The sequence below is a fragment of the Mycobacterium sp. URHD0025 genome (assembly GCF_000426065.1).
Classification (GTDB): domain Bacteria; phylum Actinomycetota; class Actinomycetes; order Mycobacteriales; family Mycobacteriaceae; genus Mycobacterium.
The window spans coordinates 263,142-280,624 of record NZ_AUEQ01000013.1; the positions used below are offsets into that span (position 1 = coordinate 263,142).

The 17,483-nt window shown below is 63.8% G+C and carries 16 protein-coding genes; 8 read left to right on the plus strand and 8 right to left on the minus strand.

Translation table 11 applies throughout. From position 1 onward, the window contains the following. Positions 1-19: 19 nt before the first annotated feature. The 3 genes from H977_RS0121540 to H977_RS0121550 are packed head-to-tail and all read left to right on the plus strand — an operon-like array spanning position 20 to position 3,952. Positions 20-460, plus strand: a complete 441-nt coding sequence (locus tag H977_RS0121540) for an MmpS family transport accessory protein (RefSeq protein WP_029109815.1) — start codon at positions 20-22, stop codon at positions 458-460. Further along, entirely contained in the window at positions 460-3,363 is a 2,904-nt protein-coding gene (locus H977_RS33620; RefSeq protein WP_051288981.1) for an MMPL/RND family transporter, read from the plus strand. Before H977_RS0121540 ends, H977_RS33620 begins: the two co-directional genes overlap by 1 nt. A 22-nt stretch (positions 3,364-3,385) precedes the next feature. Beyond that, on the plus strand, positions 3,386-3,952 hold the full coding sequence (locus H977_RS0121550) for a TetR/AcrR family transcriptional regulator (protein ID WP_029109816.1): 567 nt from the start codon (positions 3,386-3,388) through the stop codon (positions 3,950-3,952). A 70-nt stretch (positions 3,953-4,022) separates the two neighbouring features. Here the strand turns inward: H977_RS0121550 and H977_RS0121555 are convergent, their stop codons facing one another. From H977_RS0121555 to prpD, 8 genes are all read right to left on the minus strand, one after another. Next, positions 4,023-4,214, minus strand: a complete 192-nt coding sequence (locus tag H977_RS0121555) for an excalibur calcium-binding domain-containing protein (protein ID WP_029109817.1) — start codon at positions 4,212-4,214, stop codon at positions 4,023-4,025. A gap of 171 nt (positions 4,215-4,385) precedes the next feature. After that, positions 4,386-5,033, minus strand: coding sequence for a dihydrofolate reductase family protein (locus H977_RS0121560; protein WP_029109818.1), 648 nt, complete (start codon positions 5,031-5,033; stop codon positions 4,386-4,388). 65 nt (positions 5,034-5,098) lie between these two features. Next, the gene (gene mbtM / locus H977_RS0121565) at positions 5,099-6,664 is read right to left on the minus strand and encodes a long-chain-fatty acid--ACP ligase MbtM (RefSeq protein WP_029109819.1); all 1,566 of its coding nucleotides are present in this window, start codon (positions 6,662-6,664) and stop codon (positions 5,099-5,101) included. After that, entirely contained in the window at positions 6,661-6,987 is a 327-nt protein-coding gene (locus tag H977_RS0121570) for an acyl carrier protein (protein WP_286162665.1), read from the minus strand. Before H977_RS0121570 ends, mbtM begins: the two co-directional genes overlap by 4 nt. Before the next feature lie 48 nt (positions 6,988-7,035). Further along, on the minus strand, positions 7,036-7,632 hold the full coding sequence (locus H977_RS0121575; RefSeq protein WP_029109821.1) for a GNAT family N-acetyltransferase: 597 nt from the start codon (positions 7,630-7,632) through the stop codon (positions 7,036-7,038). 623 nt (positions 7,633-8,255) lie between these two features. Further along, positions 8,256-9,389, minus strand: coding sequence for a bifunctional 2-methylcitrate synthase/citrate synthase (locus H977_RS0121580; protein ID WP_029109822.1), 1,134 nt, complete (start codon positions 9,387-9,389; stop codon positions 8,256-8,258). Then, complete coding sequence (gene prpB / locus H977_RS0121585) at positions 9,386-10,303, minus strand: methylisocitrate lyase (RefSeq protein ID WP_029109823.1); 918 nt, start codon at positions 10,301-10,303, stop codon at positions 9,386-9,388. Before prpB ends, H977_RS0121580 begins: the two co-directional genes overlap by 4 nt. Then, positions 10,300-11,808, minus strand: a complete 1,509-nt coding sequence (gene prpD, locus H977_RS0121590) for a 2-methylcitrate dehydratase PrpD (protein ID WP_029109824.1) — start codon at positions 11,806-11,808, stop codon at positions 10,300-10,302. Before prpD ends, prpB begins: the two co-directional genes overlap by 4 nt. 84 nt (positions 11,809-11,892) lie before the next feature. Between prpD and H977_RS0121595 the strand changes: the two genes are divergently transcribed. From H977_RS0121595 to H977_RS0121615, 5 genes are all read left to right on the plus strand, one after another. After that, positions 11,893-13,335, plus strand: a complete 1,443-nt coding sequence (locus H977_RS0121595) for a short-chain fatty acyl-CoA regulator family protein (protein ID WP_051288982.1) — start codon at positions 11,893-11,895, stop codon at positions 13,333-13,335. Positions 13,336-13,579: 244 nt separating this feature from the next. Further along, the gene (kdgD, locus tag H977_RS33630; protein ID WP_051288983.1) at positions 13,580-14,548 is read left to right on the plus strand and encodes a 5-dehydro-4-deoxyglucarate dehydratase; all 969 of its coding nucleotides are present in this window, start codon (positions 13,580-13,582) and stop codon (positions 14,546-14,548) included. Positions 14,549-14,746: 198 nt separating this feature from the next. After that, the gene (locus H977_RS0121605) at positions 14,747-15,601 is read left to right on the plus strand and encodes an ABC transporter permease (RefSeq protein ID WP_036476625.1); all 855 of its coding nucleotides are present in this window, start codon (positions 14,747-14,749) and stop codon (positions 15,599-15,601) included. Further along, complete coding sequence (locus H977_RS0121610) at positions 15,591-16,655, plus strand: ABC transporter substrate-binding protein (protein ID WP_231396025.1); 1,065 nt, start codon at positions 15,591-15,593, stop codon at positions 16,653-16,655. Before H977_RS0121605 ends, H977_RS0121610 begins: the two co-directional genes overlap by 11 nt. Before the next feature lie 16 nt (positions 16,656-16,671). After that, a complete protein-coding gene (locus H977_RS0121615) occupies positions 16,672-17,451 on the plus strand; it encodes an ABC transporter ATP-binding protein (protein ID WP_029109828.1) in 780 nt (259 codons plus the stop codon). Positions 17,452-17,483 lie beyond the last annotated feature (32 nt).

Consider the following 17,483-nt stretch of genomic DNA (forward strand, 5'->3'; position numbering starts at 1 on the left):
CCGGAAAGGTGGATGTGCCGTGGCGGCGGTTTCTCGGCTTGCGAAGCGATTCTGGATACCACTGGTGTTGGTGGCGGCAGTGGCGATCAGCGGGTTTGCGATGAATCGGATGCACGGAATCTTCGGGACCCACATCAACACCGATCCGGGCCAGTCCGCCGGCGACGACATCGTGGAGTTCAACCCGAAGCGCGTCGTCTACGAGATCGAGGGCCTCAGCGGCACCAGTGGGCACGTCAGCTTCCTGGATGCCGACGCCCAACCCCACACCGAGAGTTTCAGCTCGCTGCCGTGGCGGCACGAGGTGGTCACAACCCTGCCGACGGTGTTCGCCAACGTGGTTGCACAAGGAGACAGCGACGTGATCACCTGCCGGATCGTGGTCAACGGAGACGTCCGTGATGAGCAGACCGTGACTCAGCACGACGCCCAGGCCTTCTGCTTGGACAAGGCCGCCTGATGAGCAACCACAGTGCCAGTAACCACAGTGCCAGTAACCACAGTGCCGGTAACCACAGCGCCACACGCGAACACAAGGGCGTTGCCCGCATCATCCGCATCGCCGCGATCCCGATCATCCTGGCGTGGGTGGTGCTGGTCGTCGTTCTGAACGCCCTCGTCCCCCAACTCGAGGTCGTCGGTCACGAGCACGCGGTCTCGCTGTCACCGCAGGACGCACCGGCACTGGTGGCGATGAAGAAGATCGGCGAGCGTTTCGATCAATTCGACTCCGACACGATCGCGATGGTCGTGCTGGAGGGTGACGAGCCACTCGGCGCCGAAGCCCATCACTATTACGACGAGCTGGTCCGCACACTGCAGGCCGACACCGAACACGTTCAGCACGTGCAGAACTACTGGGGCGACCTGATCACCGCGGCCGGTTCCCAAAGCACCGACGGCAAGGCCGCTTACGTTCAGGTCAACCTCGCGGGCAATCAGGGCGAGACGCTGGCCAACGAATCGGTGGCCGCGGTGCGCAAGATCATCGATGACTCGCACCCACCTGCGGGCGTGAAAGCCTATGTCACCGGCCAAGGTCCGCTCACCACGGACATGAACGAAGCCGGCGACAAGAGCATGGTCAAGATCACCTTCGTCACGATCGCCGTGATCGCCGTGATGCTGATCGTCGTCTACCGGTCGCTCGCGACCATGCTGCTGATGCTGATCGTGGTGCTGCTGGAGATGTCGGCGGCACGTGGTGTGGTGGCCGCCATCGGCCACGCCGGCCTGCTCGGCTTGTCGACGTTCTCCGTAAGCCTGCTGACCTCGTTGGCCATCGCGGCCGGAACCGACTATGCCATCTTCCTCGTCGGCCGATACCAAGAGGCCCGGCAGAAGGGCCAGGAACGAGAAGACGCCTATTACACCGCATTTCACGGCGTCGGGCACGTCATCCTCGGCTCAGGTCTCACGGTGGCCGGCGCCATGCTGTGTCTGCACTTCACCCGGTTGAACTACTTCAGCTCCATGGGCGTCCCGAGTGCCATCGGCATGTCCGTGGTGGTGCTGGCCTCACTCACCCTTGCACCGGCAATGTTGGTGGTCGGCAGCCGGTTCGGCTTGCTCGATGCCAAGCGCGAGATCCGCTCGCGCGGGTGGCGCAGGCTCGGCACCTCGGTGGTGCGCTGGCCGGTTCCCATCCTCGCCGCGGCCATAGCGGTGGCTCTGGTCGGGCTGCTCGCCCTGCCCGGCTACAAAACCTCCTACAACGAGCGCCTCTACATTCCCAAGGATCTGCCGTCCAATGTCGGATACGCCGCCGCCGAAAGACATTTCACGGCCGCTCGGATGAATCCCGATCTGCTGCTCGTCGACGCTGGACGGGATCTGCGCAATCCGGCCGACATGATCGTGCTGGACAAGATCGCCAGGGAGTTGATCCGCGTGCCCGGAGTCGCGCGCGTACAGAGCATCACCCGCCCGCTGGGCCGGCCCATCGCACACAGCTCGGTGCCGTTCCAGGTGAGCATGCAATCGGTGTCGATGACCGAGAACCTGCAGTTCCTGCGCGAGCGCATGGGCGACATGAATACGCTCACCGACGATCTCGGCCGGATGATCACGATCATGGAGAACATGCTGGGTCTGATGAATCGGATGACCGACATCACCCACGAACTCACCTCAAGCATGAACGACATGCAGGCCAGCACCAACGAAATGCGGGATCACATGGCTGATTTCGATGATTTCATGCGGCCGATGCGCAACTACCTGTACTGGGAACCGCACTGCTACGACATCCCGATGTGCCATTCCATGCGCTCGTTGTTCGACGGGCTCGACGGCATCGACACCATGACCGAAACCCTTTCGCAATCGGTGAAGAACATGAACGAGATGGATCAGCTGATGCCGCAGTTGGTGGCGCAACTGCCACCGTTGATCGCCATCTCGAAGTCCATGCAGGGCACGATGAAGACGATGTTCAGCACGTTCAACGGACTGGTCGATCAGATCGGCAAGATGACCGACACCGCATCGGTGATGGGCCAGGCGTTCGACGACGCCCGCAACGACGATTCGTTCTACCTGCCGCCCGAGGCGTTCGACAATCCGGACTTCAAACGGGGGCTTGATCTGATGGTCTCGCCGGACGGGCAGGCCGCGCAGTTCATCATCACCCACGACGTGGATCCGGCGACCTCCGAAGGCATTTCGCACGTCGATCCCCTCCTCAAGACGGCACGCGAGGCGATCAAGACAACTCCCCTCGCCGACGCCAAGATCTACCTCGGCGGCACTGCGGCCACTTACAAGGACATCCAGGTCGGTGCCCAGTGGGATCTGTTGATCTCGGCGTGCGGCGCGATCACGTTGATCTTCATCGTGATGCTGTTGATCACACGTGCCCTGATCGCGTCTTTCGTCATCGTCGGCACCGTGATCCTTTCCCTGGCCGCGTCGTTCGGTCTGTCCGTGCTGGTGTGGCAGTACCTGCTCGGGATGGATCTGCACTGGATGACCCTGGCGTTCTCGGTCATCATCCTGTTGGCGGTCGGGTCGGACTACAACCTGCTGGTGGTCTCGCGGATGAAGGAAGAGGTCAGCGCGGGTATCAACACCGGCATCATCAGGGCCATGGGTGCCACCGGTGGTGTGGTCACCGCCGCCGGCCTGGTGTTCGCCTTCACGATGGCGTCGATGGCCACCAGCGATCTGATCGCCATCGGCCAGGGCGGCACGACCATCGGCCTTGGTCTGTTGTTCGACACCCTCGTCGTGCGTTCGCTGATGACGCCGACGATCGCCGCGATCCTCGGCCGGTGGTTCTGGTGGCCGCTGCCTGTCCGGCAACGTCCCGCGCGTTTCCTGTCGGACCGGACGACGCCGATACCGGTCGCAAGACCCTCGTGACATCCGTCGATACCATCGACGGATGACCACAGGCGAGCTCTCGGGCACCCAGGCGCGAACCCGCGGGGCCATCATCGAGGCCGCCGCCGCAGTCCTGGCCGACGACCGGACCGCCACCTTGCCCGAAATCGCAAAGGCGGCCGGCGTCGGGCGCACCACCGTGCACCGCTACTTCCCGGACCGGGAAAGCCTGATCAATGCGACGATCGTCGACTCGGTGCGGGTGGTGAGTGACGCCGTAGCCGCTGCCGCGCCCGACGATGGCTGCCCCATCGACGCGATGCGCCGCGTCATCAACGCGATGATCTCGGTGGGCAACCGGCTCCTGTTTCTCTTCGACGACCCCACCGTTCTGCGCGGCCTGCCACCCGAGGCGATGCCTGACAACACCTACCTCACGACTCTGATCGAACGCGGCCAGGCCGAAGGTGTATTCGACCCGGAGTCGAGCACCCAATGGCTCGAACACGCGCTCTACGGTCTGGTCATGTGGGCCTGCCAGGACTCCAAGGACGGACTGATGCCCCAGCACGCGGCCGCGCCCGCCGTGATCCGCACCTTCGAGCGTGGAGTTCGTTGCCGAGATTGAACTCTTCGCCAGTGCATTTGAGAAGTAAGAGCCCCGCCCCTCTCGGGACGGGGCTCTTACTTGACGGGGCTTACTCGCAGGCGACGCCGTCACCGTCGCGATCCAGATGTTCCGCATATCCGGGCTCCCCCTGATGTATCGGCGCCGCGCCTGCCTGCCGGGCTGCGGTGCAGTTCTTGTAATACGGGTCGGCTGCGGCCGTGGCCGCTCCGCCCATGACCAGACCACCGAATATCGCTGCCGCGATGAGTGCACGAACCATTGGAGAGCTCCGATCTTGATATTGACGCCTGCGTCAGGCAAGCGAAGCGTAATCGGAACGCGCCATCGGTCGATGGCAATTCAAAAAACTGGTTTACCGGTTGCTCGGGTTACGAAAGCGAAGAACTCAGCAACGGTCTGTCGGTGGTCACCGCATCGCGAAGCTGGACACTCACCGCCGCCAAAACAGGTGGTGAGTGACCGCGCCGCTGGGGCTGGGCACTACGTCGTGATGGAACCGGTCGTTCAACTCATCAGGTGATTCCCACAGGCGGGACCCGCTGCCCAACTCGACCGGCGACACCGCCACATGCAGGGTGTCGACCAGATCGGCGTCGAGGAACTCCCGGATAGTGCTGGCTCCCCCGCCCAGACGCACATCCTTGCCCTGCGCGGCGGTACGGGCCTGTTCGAGCACGGTGGCCGGATCGGCGTCGACGAAGTGGAATGTGGTGTCGGACAGGGTGAACGACGGCCGCTCATGATGGGTCAGGACGAACACCGGAGTGTGGAAAGGCGGCTCGTCGCCCCACCAGCCCTGCCATTCGTCGTTCTCCCAGGCCCCGCGATAGGGACTGAACTTGTTGCGGCCCATGATCTCGGCACCGATGTTGTGGTGGAAATCGCGCGTGAGGTAGTCGTCGAGGCCACGACTGCCGCCCGGCTCGGTGCGGTTGGGCCAGCTCGCCGTGGCGCCGGCCCAGGCGAACATCTCGCCCGGATCGGCGTGACCGAACGGACGCTCAAAGCTCTGATTCTCGCCTGCCCCGAATCCGTCGCTGGAGACATTGAAGTTCTGGACCTTGAGCAGCTGAGCCACGCGTTCTCTCCCGTTCAGTCAACATTGGATGCTGATTAGACCAGGGCTGGACGCGAAACTCATCGCTACCGCGCGGCCTCCAGTTGGCGGCGCACCTCGAGTCGCCGGAGTTTCCCTGACGAGGTGCGCGGCAAGGACCCCGGCGACATGAGTACGACGTCGGCGGGGGTGACCCCGCACACCGACACCACCCGCCTGATCACCGCGCTGCGAGTGGTGTCCTGCTCGGTCCCGATGAACTCCGCCGCCACCAGCAGCCGCGATTGTGCCGCGCCGGATTCCGTGCCGACCGCCACGACCGCTCCTTCCCGGACTCCCTCCACTTCGCCGACGACCTGCTCGATCTCGGTGGGGAAAATGTTGCGCCCGGCGATCGTGATCATCTCCTTGGACCGCCCGCAGATCACCAGTGCGCCGTCGACGAGGTAGCCGATGTCGCCGGTCGGGAACCACTGGCCGTTGCTGCCCGCCTCGACGGGTGCATGTCCCAGGTAGGACGCCATCATCGACGAACCGCGGATCTCGACTTCGCCGGATTCACCGGTCTCGTCGTGCGGAGACGGGACGATGCGGATCTCCATGCCCGGCACCGGACGGCCGAGCAACGCATAGCGCCGTCCGGTGTCCGCGGCGTCCGGAATGTCGATGCGCAGGCCTTCCCCCGGCGCCGGGATGGTCACCGCGCACGTCGACTCGGCCATCCCGTAGGAAGGCGCCATCGCTGCCGCGTCGAAGCCGAATCGGCTCATGCCGACGGCGAAGCGTTCGACACCGGCACAGTCGACGGGCTCACCGCCGTTGATCGCGATCCGCACCGCGCCGAGATCGACATCGGAGACGCGGTTGGCGAATCGGCCGAGCACCGAGTAACCGAAATTCGGTCCGGCGGTGAAGGTCGCCGACGATTCGGAGAGCCATTCGGCCCACCGCAGCGGTGCCGCCGAGAAGGCGCCCGTGGGCGCCAGCCACAGCGGCATACCGGACATTGTCGACGCCAACACCATCGCCAGACCCATGTCGTGATAGATCGGCAACCACGTGCAGCCGACATCATTGCGGCTCAGGGACAATCGCTGCGTGATGGCCAGAAGGTTGTTGAGCACAGCCTCCGGCGCCAACATCGCCGTACGCGGAGTGCCGGTGGATCCGGCGGTGCCCTGCAGGATGGCCACGTCGGCATTGTCGGGATACCGCAGCTGCGTCGATGTCGATGTGCGTGCGGCATCGGCGATGTCGCACACCGCCAGCGGGGAGCCGGCGTCTCGAAGCAGTTGCAGGGTGGCGCCGTAGCTGAACACGGTGGTGACGCCGATGCTGCTGAACCGCGACAACGTCGCGTGCGCCCACTCCGACGGTTCGGCGCCGCGCTGGGGACGCGGAAGGATGGACACCCCGGCGCCGGCCAGCCACGAACCCTGGATGGCGGCAACCAATTCGACCGTCGGTTCGCCGACCAGCCCCACCGCGCCGGGCTGGTCGCGGCCAAGTAGGTAGGCCGCAATCTGCTCGGCGATCCCGTGTACCTCGGGCCAGGGGCGGCGCTGCCAGGTATCGGTGTCGCGATCCAGGACCACCAGATCGTGGGGTGAGCCGACCATCGCCTCCCGAAGGGCGCCCGCGAGCGGGTTCACTCCGCGCTCCTGCGGTTGATCACCGACTGCAGATCACCCACGGTGCGGCAGGTGATGAGATCTTCCTCGCTCAGCTGCACACCGAACTTCTCCTCGATCGTCACCAGTCCCACTGCGAACGAGACGGAATCCATCCCGAGGTCGTCGACGAGACGTGTACTGGCACTGAGGGACTGACATGGCAGCTCGAGATCATCGCGCAGGATGGAGAGCAGCCCGTCGGTCACAGCGGGCGATGTGGATGAATCGGTAGCGGTCATATGTGAATACCCGGCTGGTCGATGGGACCCAGCCTCACCTTTCGTTTCCGGTACGGGATCGATTGATTGCGTTGGAACCGGCTGTCAGGCAGCCGGTTTGGCGGACGGGGCTCAGGACATCCATTTCCGGGCGGTGTTCCGGTCGAGTTGGTAGAGCGCCATCCTGCGGTTGGACATCTCGTGCTCGCCGAGAAACCGGCAGCCTGCGAATTCGCACAACCCACGAACCGTTGTGTTGCGGTGGTCGGGGTCGAACATGATCCGCTCACACTCGGGATCAGCGGTCAGAACACTTGCGACGATCTTCGGCAGAAGCATCGGGCCGAGTCCCCGATTGACCAGCTCCTCGTCGGCGATCGCGCCGTGCAGCCCCAGATCGTGAGGCTGACTGTCATACCGATCGGCGATGGAATCTTTGGCAGCGCGGTAGATTTCGAGGTAGCCGCGGTCCACCCCACCGATGCTCAGCACAAGCGGAAGTGAGTAGTCACCGTCCGACTGGGCTTTCAGATGTTTACGCCAGCGCTCGACGGGCCAGTCGTATTCCCAGGTCTCCGCCAGGTGCGGCCGATTCATCCACTCCGCGATCAGCGAAGCATCGTCATCGGCGGCAACACGAATCGCGCTTGGCCGCACCAGTTGTGGAACCGGAGGCCCCGGGGTACGCCGCACGGCCTCGGAAACACTCTTGAGTTCCCGTGGAAGCACCGGGTAGTCATCCCGGTGCGACGGAGCCTCCGCGATCGAACCCTCGACCTGCGCCGGCACGTTCGTCACGCGCGCCGCGTTCGAGGACAGACAACACCAGTTCCCTTGTGTTGCACCACTTCATCGCACGTCAAATGCCCATCCCCCTTTTCCCGGCGCGGGTCGCGGGCGCACTTCGATGGTGCGCCACGCCCGGACCCGCTGCCTCCTCAGATCAGCGAGGGTGAGACTAATCAAAACTCTTCCGACGATGGGGCGTTCCTTTCGGCACACAGGCCGAGCTCAGATAAAACCCAAAACAATCGTCAATATTTCCGTGCAGTTTCAAACGCGCAGTACAACAGTCTTTTTCGCCTCACAGAGCTGCGCTCTCGGCTGCAGACCGCAATGACCGCACTTCGTCTCGCCGAGAACGGCAATCGGACGTTCTCCGCGAACACCCCTGCCAAGCAGGCGGGCTGGTTGTGGTCGGTTTTCTCCTTCGGCGACGCGTCTCAGCCAATTCCGTCCCGGCCCACCCGCCCAGATGTGGGCTATCCCACACTCGGCGGCTCAACTTTGCCCCATACAACTCCCAGTCGCCGTTCCGAGCTGAGCCGAGGTGACGGTGCCGCCCGTGGAGATCACGAGAGCGCGCGCTGCGGCTGTCCGCTGTAGTCACTGAGCGGGCGGATCAGCGCATTCGAAGCGGCCTGCTCCATGATGTGGGCGGTCCAGCCGGTGATCCGGCTCATCACGAAGATCGGTGTGAAGCACGGGATGTCGAACCCCATCAGGTAATAGGCGGGGCCGGTCGGGAAGTCCAGGTTGGGTTTGATCTTGGTGGCCGCGAACATCGCGCTCTCCAGCACGTTGTAGATGTCCATCCAGCGCTGCCCGCCACGAACCTCGGACACACTGGCCAGTGCGGCCTTCATGGTGGGCACCCGGGAGTCACCGTTCTTGTAGACCCGATGGCCGAAACCCATCACCTTGTCCTTGCGCGACAGCTTGCCGTGCAGCCATTCCGGGGCGCGGTCGGCCGAACCGATCTCCAGCATGTCGTGCATGACGACTTCGTTGGCGCCGCCGTGCAAGGACCCCTTTAGGGCACCGATGGCCGCGGTGACCGCACTGTAGCTGTCGGACTGCGTCGAGGTGACCACCCGGGCGGCGAAGGTCGACGCGTTGAAACTGTGCTCGGCGTAGAGCACCATCGACTGCTCGAATGCCTTGACCACGGCGGGCTCAGGGACTTCGCCGAAGCACATGTGCAGGAAGTTCTCCGAGTAGCCCATGTGGCTGTGCGGCGCGATGGACCCGAGACCCCGACGGCGACGCATGTCGGCTGCGACGATTGTGGGCAGGACCGCATACATCCGCAGGGCCTTGGCCATATTGGCCGAAGCGCTGCTGTCGTCCTCCTCCGGATCCTCGGCGCCCAAATAGCTGATCGCCGTGCGCACCACATCCATCGGATGGCAGTTGTCCGGCAGCTTCGCCAGCAGTGACTGCATCGAACGGTCTATCCGGCGGGAGGCCCGCTCACGCTGGGTGAACAAGGCGAGCTCCTGATCGGTGGGCAGTTCGCCATGCCACAACAGGTACGCCACCTGTTCGAAGCTGCACTGCGCGGCCAGGTCCTGCACCGGGTAACCGCGGTAGGTCAGCGTGTTGGTCTCGGCCACCACCTTGGAGATGGCCGTGGTATCGACCACCACGCCGGCCAGACCCTTGTAAATTCGGGGCGCGGCTGTGTCATTCGCGGTAACGGTCATCGCGTCGCCCCTTGAAGCGAGAAGTTGTAGATATCGGAGTCGAACTGGTTGTAGTCGTTGTAACGCAGGAGTTCGTAGAGCCGGCTTCGGTGTTGCATCCGATCGAGAAGACCGGATTGCGAACCCGCCGAGTCAATTTCGCGTAGACCTACCTCCACGGCATACATGGCCAGGCGCAGTGTGGTGACCGGGTAGATCACCGCGTTGTAGCCGATCTCGGACAACTGCCGGGTCGTCAGCAGTTCGGACTTTCCGAATTCGGTCATGTTGGCCAGCAGCGGGACGTCCACGGCCTCCCGGAATTGTTCGAAATCCGCAGGGCTGTGCAGAGCCTCGGTGAAGATCAGGTCGGCACCGGCATCGGCGTAGGCCTTGGCCCGGTCTATCGCCGCGGAGACCCCCTCTATCCCTGCGGCATCGGTGCGGGCGCAGATGACGAAATCGGGATCACGCCTCGCCGAGACCGCGGCCCGCAGCCGCTTGACCATTGCGGCCGTCTCGACCACCGCCTTGCCGTCGAGATGTCCACACCGCTTGGGATTCACCTGGTCTTCCAAGTGGAGTCCGGCCAGGCCGGCGTCTTCGAGCAGCGTCACAGTCCGGGCCGCGCTCATCGGTTCACCGAATCCGGTATCGGCGTCGATCAGCGTCGGAAGATCTGTGGCCGAAGCGATCTGGGCACCGCGCCCCACCACCTCGGTCAGCGTGGTCAACCCGATGTCTGGCAGACCGAGATCCGCGGACAGGACTGCACCCGAGACGTAGACGCCGTCGAAGCCGATCTCGGCAACGAGCTTGGCCACCAGCGGGGAGAACGCGCCGGGAAAGCGCAGGAGCCGACCGGATTCCAAACCGCGGCGGAACTCTCGGCGCTTGTCGGCCGAGGACGTGGCAGAGCCGAATAACCCGTTCATTGGTGGAAAATCCCCGAGGGCACCGTCGGCGCCTTGTCCAGCACCCGCGGATCCACCCGGACATTGAGTGCGCCGAGCCCGCCGGACTTGGTCACCGAAACGCTCTCGACCGCACTCAGGAACCGTTGCTGCTCTTCGGCGTCGACGACACCGTCGGCCAGCTCGGCGAACTTGGCCAGGTACTGCTCGCGTTCGAACGGGCGGGCCCCCAACGGGTGTGCATCGGCGACGGCGAGTTCGTCGACGATCGTCTCTCCGCTCTTGAGGGTGACGACGGCCTTGGCACCGAACGCCTTCTCGGCCGGGTCGTTCGAGTGGTAGCGCCGGGTCCACTCCGGATCCTCGACAGTGGAGACCTTGCGCCACAGCGCGATGGTGTCGGGCCGGTGCGTGCGCTCCGGCGCGTAGGACCGCTCGTGGTGCCAGGTGCCGTCTTGCAACGCGACGGCGAAGATGTACATCACGGAGTGATCCAGAGTTTCGCGGGACGCGTCCGGGTCGAATTTCTGCGGATCGTTGGACCCGGTGCCGATCACGACGTGGGTGTGGTGGCTGGTGTGCAGCACGATCGTCGCGATCTGATCCAGATCACCGATCCGCTCCCGCATCCGTCGGGCCAGGTCGATCGGCGCCTGGCTCTGGTACTCCGCCGAATGTTCCTTGGTATAGGTGTCCAGGATGGCGCGCTTGGGTTCGCCCGGTCCGGGCAGCGGAACCTGGTAGGTGTGCTCGGGACCGGCAAGCAGCCAGGCGATCACGCCATCCTCGCCCTCCCAGATCGGGGCCGGCGATCCCTCGCCGCGCATCGCCCGATCGACGGCTTCGATGGCCACCTTGCCGGCCCACGCCGGTGCATAGGCCTTCCAGCTGGAGATCAGGCCCTTGCGCGACTGACGGGTGGCGGTGGTCAGGTGCAACGCCTGACCGATTGCGGCATAGATGGTTTCGGGATCGAGCCGCAGCATCGTGCCCAAACCGGCGGCGACCGAAGGCCCGAGGTGGGCGACATGGTCGATCTTGTGCTGGTGCAAGCAGATTCCCTTGACCAGGTCGACCTGCACTTCATAGGCGGTGGCGATGCCGCGGATCAGGTCGGCGCCGTTCACGCCCAGCTGCTGCGCCACGGCGACGAGCGCGGGGATGTTGTCGCCCGGGTGGGAGTATTCGGCAGCCAGGAACGTGTCGTGGAAGTCGAGTTCGCGAACTGCGACGCCGTTCGCCCAGGCCGCCCATTCGGGTGACACCGTGCCCTCGACACCGAAAACCGTGGCACCCCGAGGTGTCCTGTGCGCGAGTGCCTGGGTGCGCGCCACGGTCACCGGGCGCCGGATCACCGAGGCTGCCGACACGGCGGCGTTGTCGATGATGCGGTTGATCACCATTTCCTCGGTCTCGGGCGGTACGGCTACCGGGTCCGCGGCGACCTCGGCGATCTGCCAGGCCAAGTGTTCGGTGCGCGGAAAGTTCTCTGCACTGCGCCGGGTTCTGACGTCATGTTCACGCATATTCCGCACGGTACGCAGAGGCGATCTCCCAGGAAAGTACCTGTAAATGCGTTTTTTTGTGTCCTTGCACCATCATCTTTGCGAATGTTGCGAAAGCTGCTCGGGGTAGCCTCGCCAGTGGTGACGAAGACATTCGCCGGCGCCCGTCTTCGCCGGCTACGTGACGAGAAAGGCCTGACGCAGGTCGCGCTGGCGCGCGCTTTGGGATTGTCGACGAGCTACGTCAACCAACTCGAGAACGACCAGCGACCGATCACGGTCCCCGTGCTGCTGGCCCTGTCCGATCGCTTCGATCTGCCCACCCACTACTTCGCGCCGGATGCTGATGCGCGGCTGGTTTCGGACCTGCGCGAAATCCTGGCCGACGGTGCCACCACCGCGCAGGTCGAGGAGCTTGTGGCCCGCATGCCCGAGGTCGGCCAAACCATGGTCAGCATGCACCGTCGCCTGCACGATGCCACCGCCGAACTGGAGGCTGTGCACGGACAGGCCAACCTGGATGCGCAGACGGGTGCGCAGCAGCCCATGCCCTTCGAGGAAGTGCGCGACTTCTTCTACGACCGCCGCAATTACATCGACGCTCTCGACCGCGCCGCCGAGGACCTCTTCGCACGTCACCGGCTACGGATCGGCGGGCTCGACCGCCAACTGGCCGAGCTGCTGTCCGCCGAGTACCGCATCTCGGTCATCGTGGACGACGGCGATGTCCTGGGCCCCGGCATGAAACGCCGGTACCTGCCCGAGGCGGGCACGCTGTACGTGGCGCGGTGGCTGCTACCCGGCCAGCGCGCGTTTCAACTCGCCACCCAGATGGCCTTGGTGATGCACTCCGAACTGATCAGCACCATCGTCGCCACAGATGACCAATTGAGCTCAGAGGCAAGGGATGTGGCGCGGATCGGGCTGGCCAACTACTTCGCCGGTGCCCTGCTGCTGCCCTACCGGATGTTCCTGGCCGCCGCCGAGGAGTTGCGGTACGACATCGATCAGCTCGCCCGCCGCTTCGAGGTGGGATTCGAGACGATCTGCCATCGCCTGTCGACCCTGCAGCGCCCGGATGCGCGCGGGGTTCCGTTCATCTTCGTCCGTACCGACAGCGCGGGGAACATCTCGAAACGTCAGTCCGCCACTGCTTTTCACTTCTCCAGGGTGGGTGGAAACTGCCCGCTGTGGGTGGTACACCATGCATTCTCTCGCCCTGGCGAATTCCTGACCCAAGTGGCCCAGATGCCCGACGGACGCAGCTACTTCTGGATCGCGAAGACCTCGGTCTCCGTGCCGAGCCGCTACCTCGGCACGTCCAAGAGCTTCGCGATCGGCCTCGGCTGCGATCTGAGCCATGCCGACAAGCTCGTGTATTCAGTGGGCGTCGACCTTCGCAACCCCGAGGCCACTGTGCCCATCGGAGCGGGTTGCCGGGTCTGCGACCGGCCCACCTGCCCGCAACGCGCCTTCCCATATGTGGGCAGACCAGTTGTTGTCGACCCACAGACCAGCACCAATCTTCCCTACTCCTCCACCGTTTGAGCAGCGTTGCCGATGGTGGGGGTCACCCTGCTTTGCGCCATCTGTAGAACGCTCGGATGGAGAATCCAGGCCACCCGGCCGCGAGGACGAGTCCTCACAGATCAGGAGCAAACCACACCTGAGCCAATTTCCTCCATTCAATCTCCGCATCAATTGATGCCAAACAGATGTTGGACACGCATCGGCGGCTGATCGTACTGTGGCCGGGATCGCAGATAGCCAGAACTGTGACCTAGGAGGTCCCTTGCCCACCTTCACGCCCGATGAGCTGGCTCAACGCCTCGGCTCCGGACTCTTGTCGTTCCCGGTAACCCACTTCACCGTAGATCTGGCGGTCGACGAGGACGCTTACCGCGCGAACATCGCCCGGCTCGGCGCGCATGCGGTCGCCGGCTTGTTCGCCGCCGGTGGGACCGGCGAGTTCTTCTCGCTGACACCCGAGGAGATCGACGTCTTGGTTCGGGCGGCCGTGTCCAGCGTCCCGACAACGACTCCAGTACTGGCGCCGGCCGGTTTGGGAACCCGGCAAGCCGTCGCGATGGCCCGCGCCGCTGAGGACGCCGGGGCCGACGGCGTACTGCTCTTTCCGCCGTATCTGACCGAGGCGTCACCCAAAGGGCTGGGCGAGTATGTACGGAGCGTCTGCGAGAGCACGTCATTGGGTGTCGTGGTGTACAACCGCGCGAATGCGATCTATCCCGCTCCAGTGTTGGCTCAGGTCGCCGAGTCCTACCCCAATCTGATCGGCTTCAAGGACGGGGTCGGTGATCTCGAAGCGATGACACGCGTACACGCCACGCTCGGTGACCGCTTGGTCTACATCGGCGGACTTCCCACCGCAGAATTGTTCGCGGTGCCCTATCTCGAGCTCGGCGTGACAACTTACAGCTCGGCGATCTTCAACTTCCTACCCGAATTCGCGCTCGCCTTCTACGCCGCGGTGCGGCGGCGCGACGCGGCAACCGTCCGCCGGTGCCTCGACGAAATTGTGTTGCCCTATACAGCCATTCGTGACCGGCAGCCCGGATACGCGGTCAGCATTGTCAAAGCTGGCATGCGCCTGACCGGACACTCCGCCGGCCCCGTCCGGCCACCGCTGACCGACCTGGACCATAACGAATCCGCCTTGCTCGCCGAAATCATCAGCCGCGCAAATGTTCTCACCGAACAGCTGGACCCAGATCTTACCCGCCTGGCCGGTGCAGCACCATGACCGAGTGCCTTCTGTCGTTCGACGCCGGTCAGCACCGCCGCGATCGAACGACGCCATCTCCCGATTGTCTATCAGGGTGTTCCGTCACCGCCGATTCCCACCCAACTCGGCACACCGGAATGAGAATCAACCGGTCTCGCCTGACGACTCGACGGCCGTTTGCACCTTCTTGCCCACTCTCGTGAGGACCGATAACCGATGGTCACATCCAATCACTACCCCGACACAGCCGCCGGCACACCGGTGACGACGCTGATGTCGGCTGCCGCCCGAACCCCTCGTCGTGCCACGATCCGCCGCGACACACTCATCACCGCTGCGAAGGCTGTCACCGGAATCGTCGGGCTCCTCGGCCTATGGCAGCTCGTGGTCGTCATCGCCAAGCCACCCGAGTTCATCCTGGTCGGACCGATCGACGCGTTCGCCGAATTGGCCAGACGGCCCGAATACTTCGCCAACAACGCCTACATCACACTTCAGGAGGCCCTGGCCGGTTTCATTCTCGGAACAGCGTTGGGAGTCATCTGCGGGGCCCTGCTGCACTACTCACCGACATTGAGAACGTTCCTGTATCCGGCCCTGGTTGCGATCGACACTATCCCCAAAGTTGCTCTCGCGCCCCTGTTCATCGTGTGGTTCGGCTTCGGATTCGAGTCCAAGGCCTTCGTCGCGATGGCCATCGCGTTCTTCCCCCTGGTGATCAACACCTATGATGGCCTGGCCTCGGTACCGCACGAATTGAAGGAACTGGCCCGCATCAACCGGGCGACGAGCATTCAGCGCATGACGAAGATCGAATTCATCTATGCGCTTCCCTCGATCTTCTCCGGCGCGAAGATATCGATCTCCCTGGCTGTCGGCGGTGCGGTGGTCGGTGAATTCATCGCCGGCTCAAAGGGTCTCGGGTATGTGATCATGCTGGCCAACAGCCAGGTGGATCTGGCCTCGATGTTCGCGGCGTTCATAGTGCTGGCATCGATTGCCCTCATTCTCTTCTTCGTCGTCGACCTGGCCGGCCGAAAACTCATGCCGTGGAAAAGCCATGCCAAGTAACACCGACGCCCCGAAGAACGCCATGATGAAGAAAGCACGCAAGCTCGCCGCGTTGCTGTCAGCCGTCGCGGCCACCGCGTGCATGGTCTCGGCCTGCGGAGCCGACCGCTCGGAGAATTCGATGTCCTTGATGGTCGATGTCGGATATCTGCCCAAACATGCACCGTTCTTTTCAGCCGTGCACCGGGGCTTTTTCGCGGCCGAGGGACTGGATGTGACCGTCATGCCCGGCTCCGGTTCCAGCAATACCGTGGCCGCCGTCGAGACCGGGCGGGTGGATGCCGGTTGGGCGGATTTCGGTGTCACCGTGATGAATCAGGGCCGCGGCGCCAAGGTGAAGCAGGTGAACCTGCTGCAGGCGAAGTCTGCCTACGCCGTCGTCAGCATGGATGGCAAAGGGATCAACACCTGGGCCGACCTCAAAGGAAAGACGGTGGCAACCGAGGGCGCCGGTGCCATGACTTCCATGTGGCCGTACGCACTGAACAAACTCGGGCTGCAAGAACGCGACGTCAACGTCGTCCACGCGGCCAGCAGCGCCAAACTGCCCGGCCTGCTGTCCGGACAATGGGACGCCACCCTGGCCCTGTCGGTTTCGGACGCGCCGGCAATCGACGCCCTCGGAAAGACCCCGGTGGTCCTGCGGTGGCGAGATCTCGGAATCGATTTGTACGGCAACGGAATCATCTTCTCCGACGAGAGCCTCAAGAATCGGCCGGACCGGGTCAAGAAGTTCAACAACGCACTCCAACACGCCTTCCTCTGGTCCTGCCAGAACCCGGAGGCCTCCGCCGAGGACTTCCATCGCGAGGTCGAGGGTTACGAGACCAAGACCGTGGTCAAGGCACTCGACGAACAATGCTCGCTCAACTGGCCGGACGACAGCCCCAACAGCCAGTTCGGCACCATGTCCGATGCCGGAGTCCAAAAGATGATCGATATCTGTCACAACTTTCTCGGGCTGGACAAGAACATCTCCGTCAACCCCTCGCAGGTGTACAGCGACGCCTTCGTCTCTCCCCTCTCCAGGGGCGAACACATCACCCCGCCCTGACCCGATCGGAGACCTCATGAATATTCCGAACGCCATTTCAGTGAATCAGGTAGGAGTCAGCTTCCGCTCTCGCGACGGCCAGACGAACGCCGTCCTTGAGGGGGTCGACTTTGCCGTTCGCCACGGCGAATTCGTATCCATCGTCGGACAGTCTGGCAGCGGGAAGACCACGCTGCTGAAGACCATCTCCGGGCTACAGCCGCCGACCGCGGGGAACGTCTCCGTCAAAGGTCGCCCGATATCTGACGGCGTGGAAGACATCTCCATGGTGTTCCAAGCACCGGTGCTGCTGCCCTGGCGCAACAACCTCGACAACGTCCTTCTCCCGTTGGAATTCCGCGGCAAGCGCGACGCCGCAGCCAAGCGGTACGCCAAGCAGCTTCTGGAGATGGTCGGGCTGGCCGGCAAAGAGAAGCGCTACTCCTACGAACTGAGCGGCGGAATGCAGCAGCGGGTGGCGATCTGCCGCGCCCTGGTGTCGAACCCGGAGTTGCTGCTGATGGACGAGCCGTTCGGCGCGTTGGACGCGATGACGCGCGATTCGATGAATTTCGAAATCCAGAGGATCTGGCAGCAAGCTGGATGCAGCGTGCTATTCGTCACCCACAGCATCTCCGAAGCCATCTGGCTCGCAGATCGAGTGGTGGTGGTCGGGGGCAGGCCCGGTCACATCGTCGCCGACATCCCCATCGAACTTCCTCGACCACGATCGAAGGAACACCGCTACTCCCCCGAATTCGCTGAGTACGTAACCGAAATCGAGTCCCACATCGGAGTCACCGCAGGCATCAGCTGAACCAGCGAGCCAACTCCAATTTTCCAGCTCGA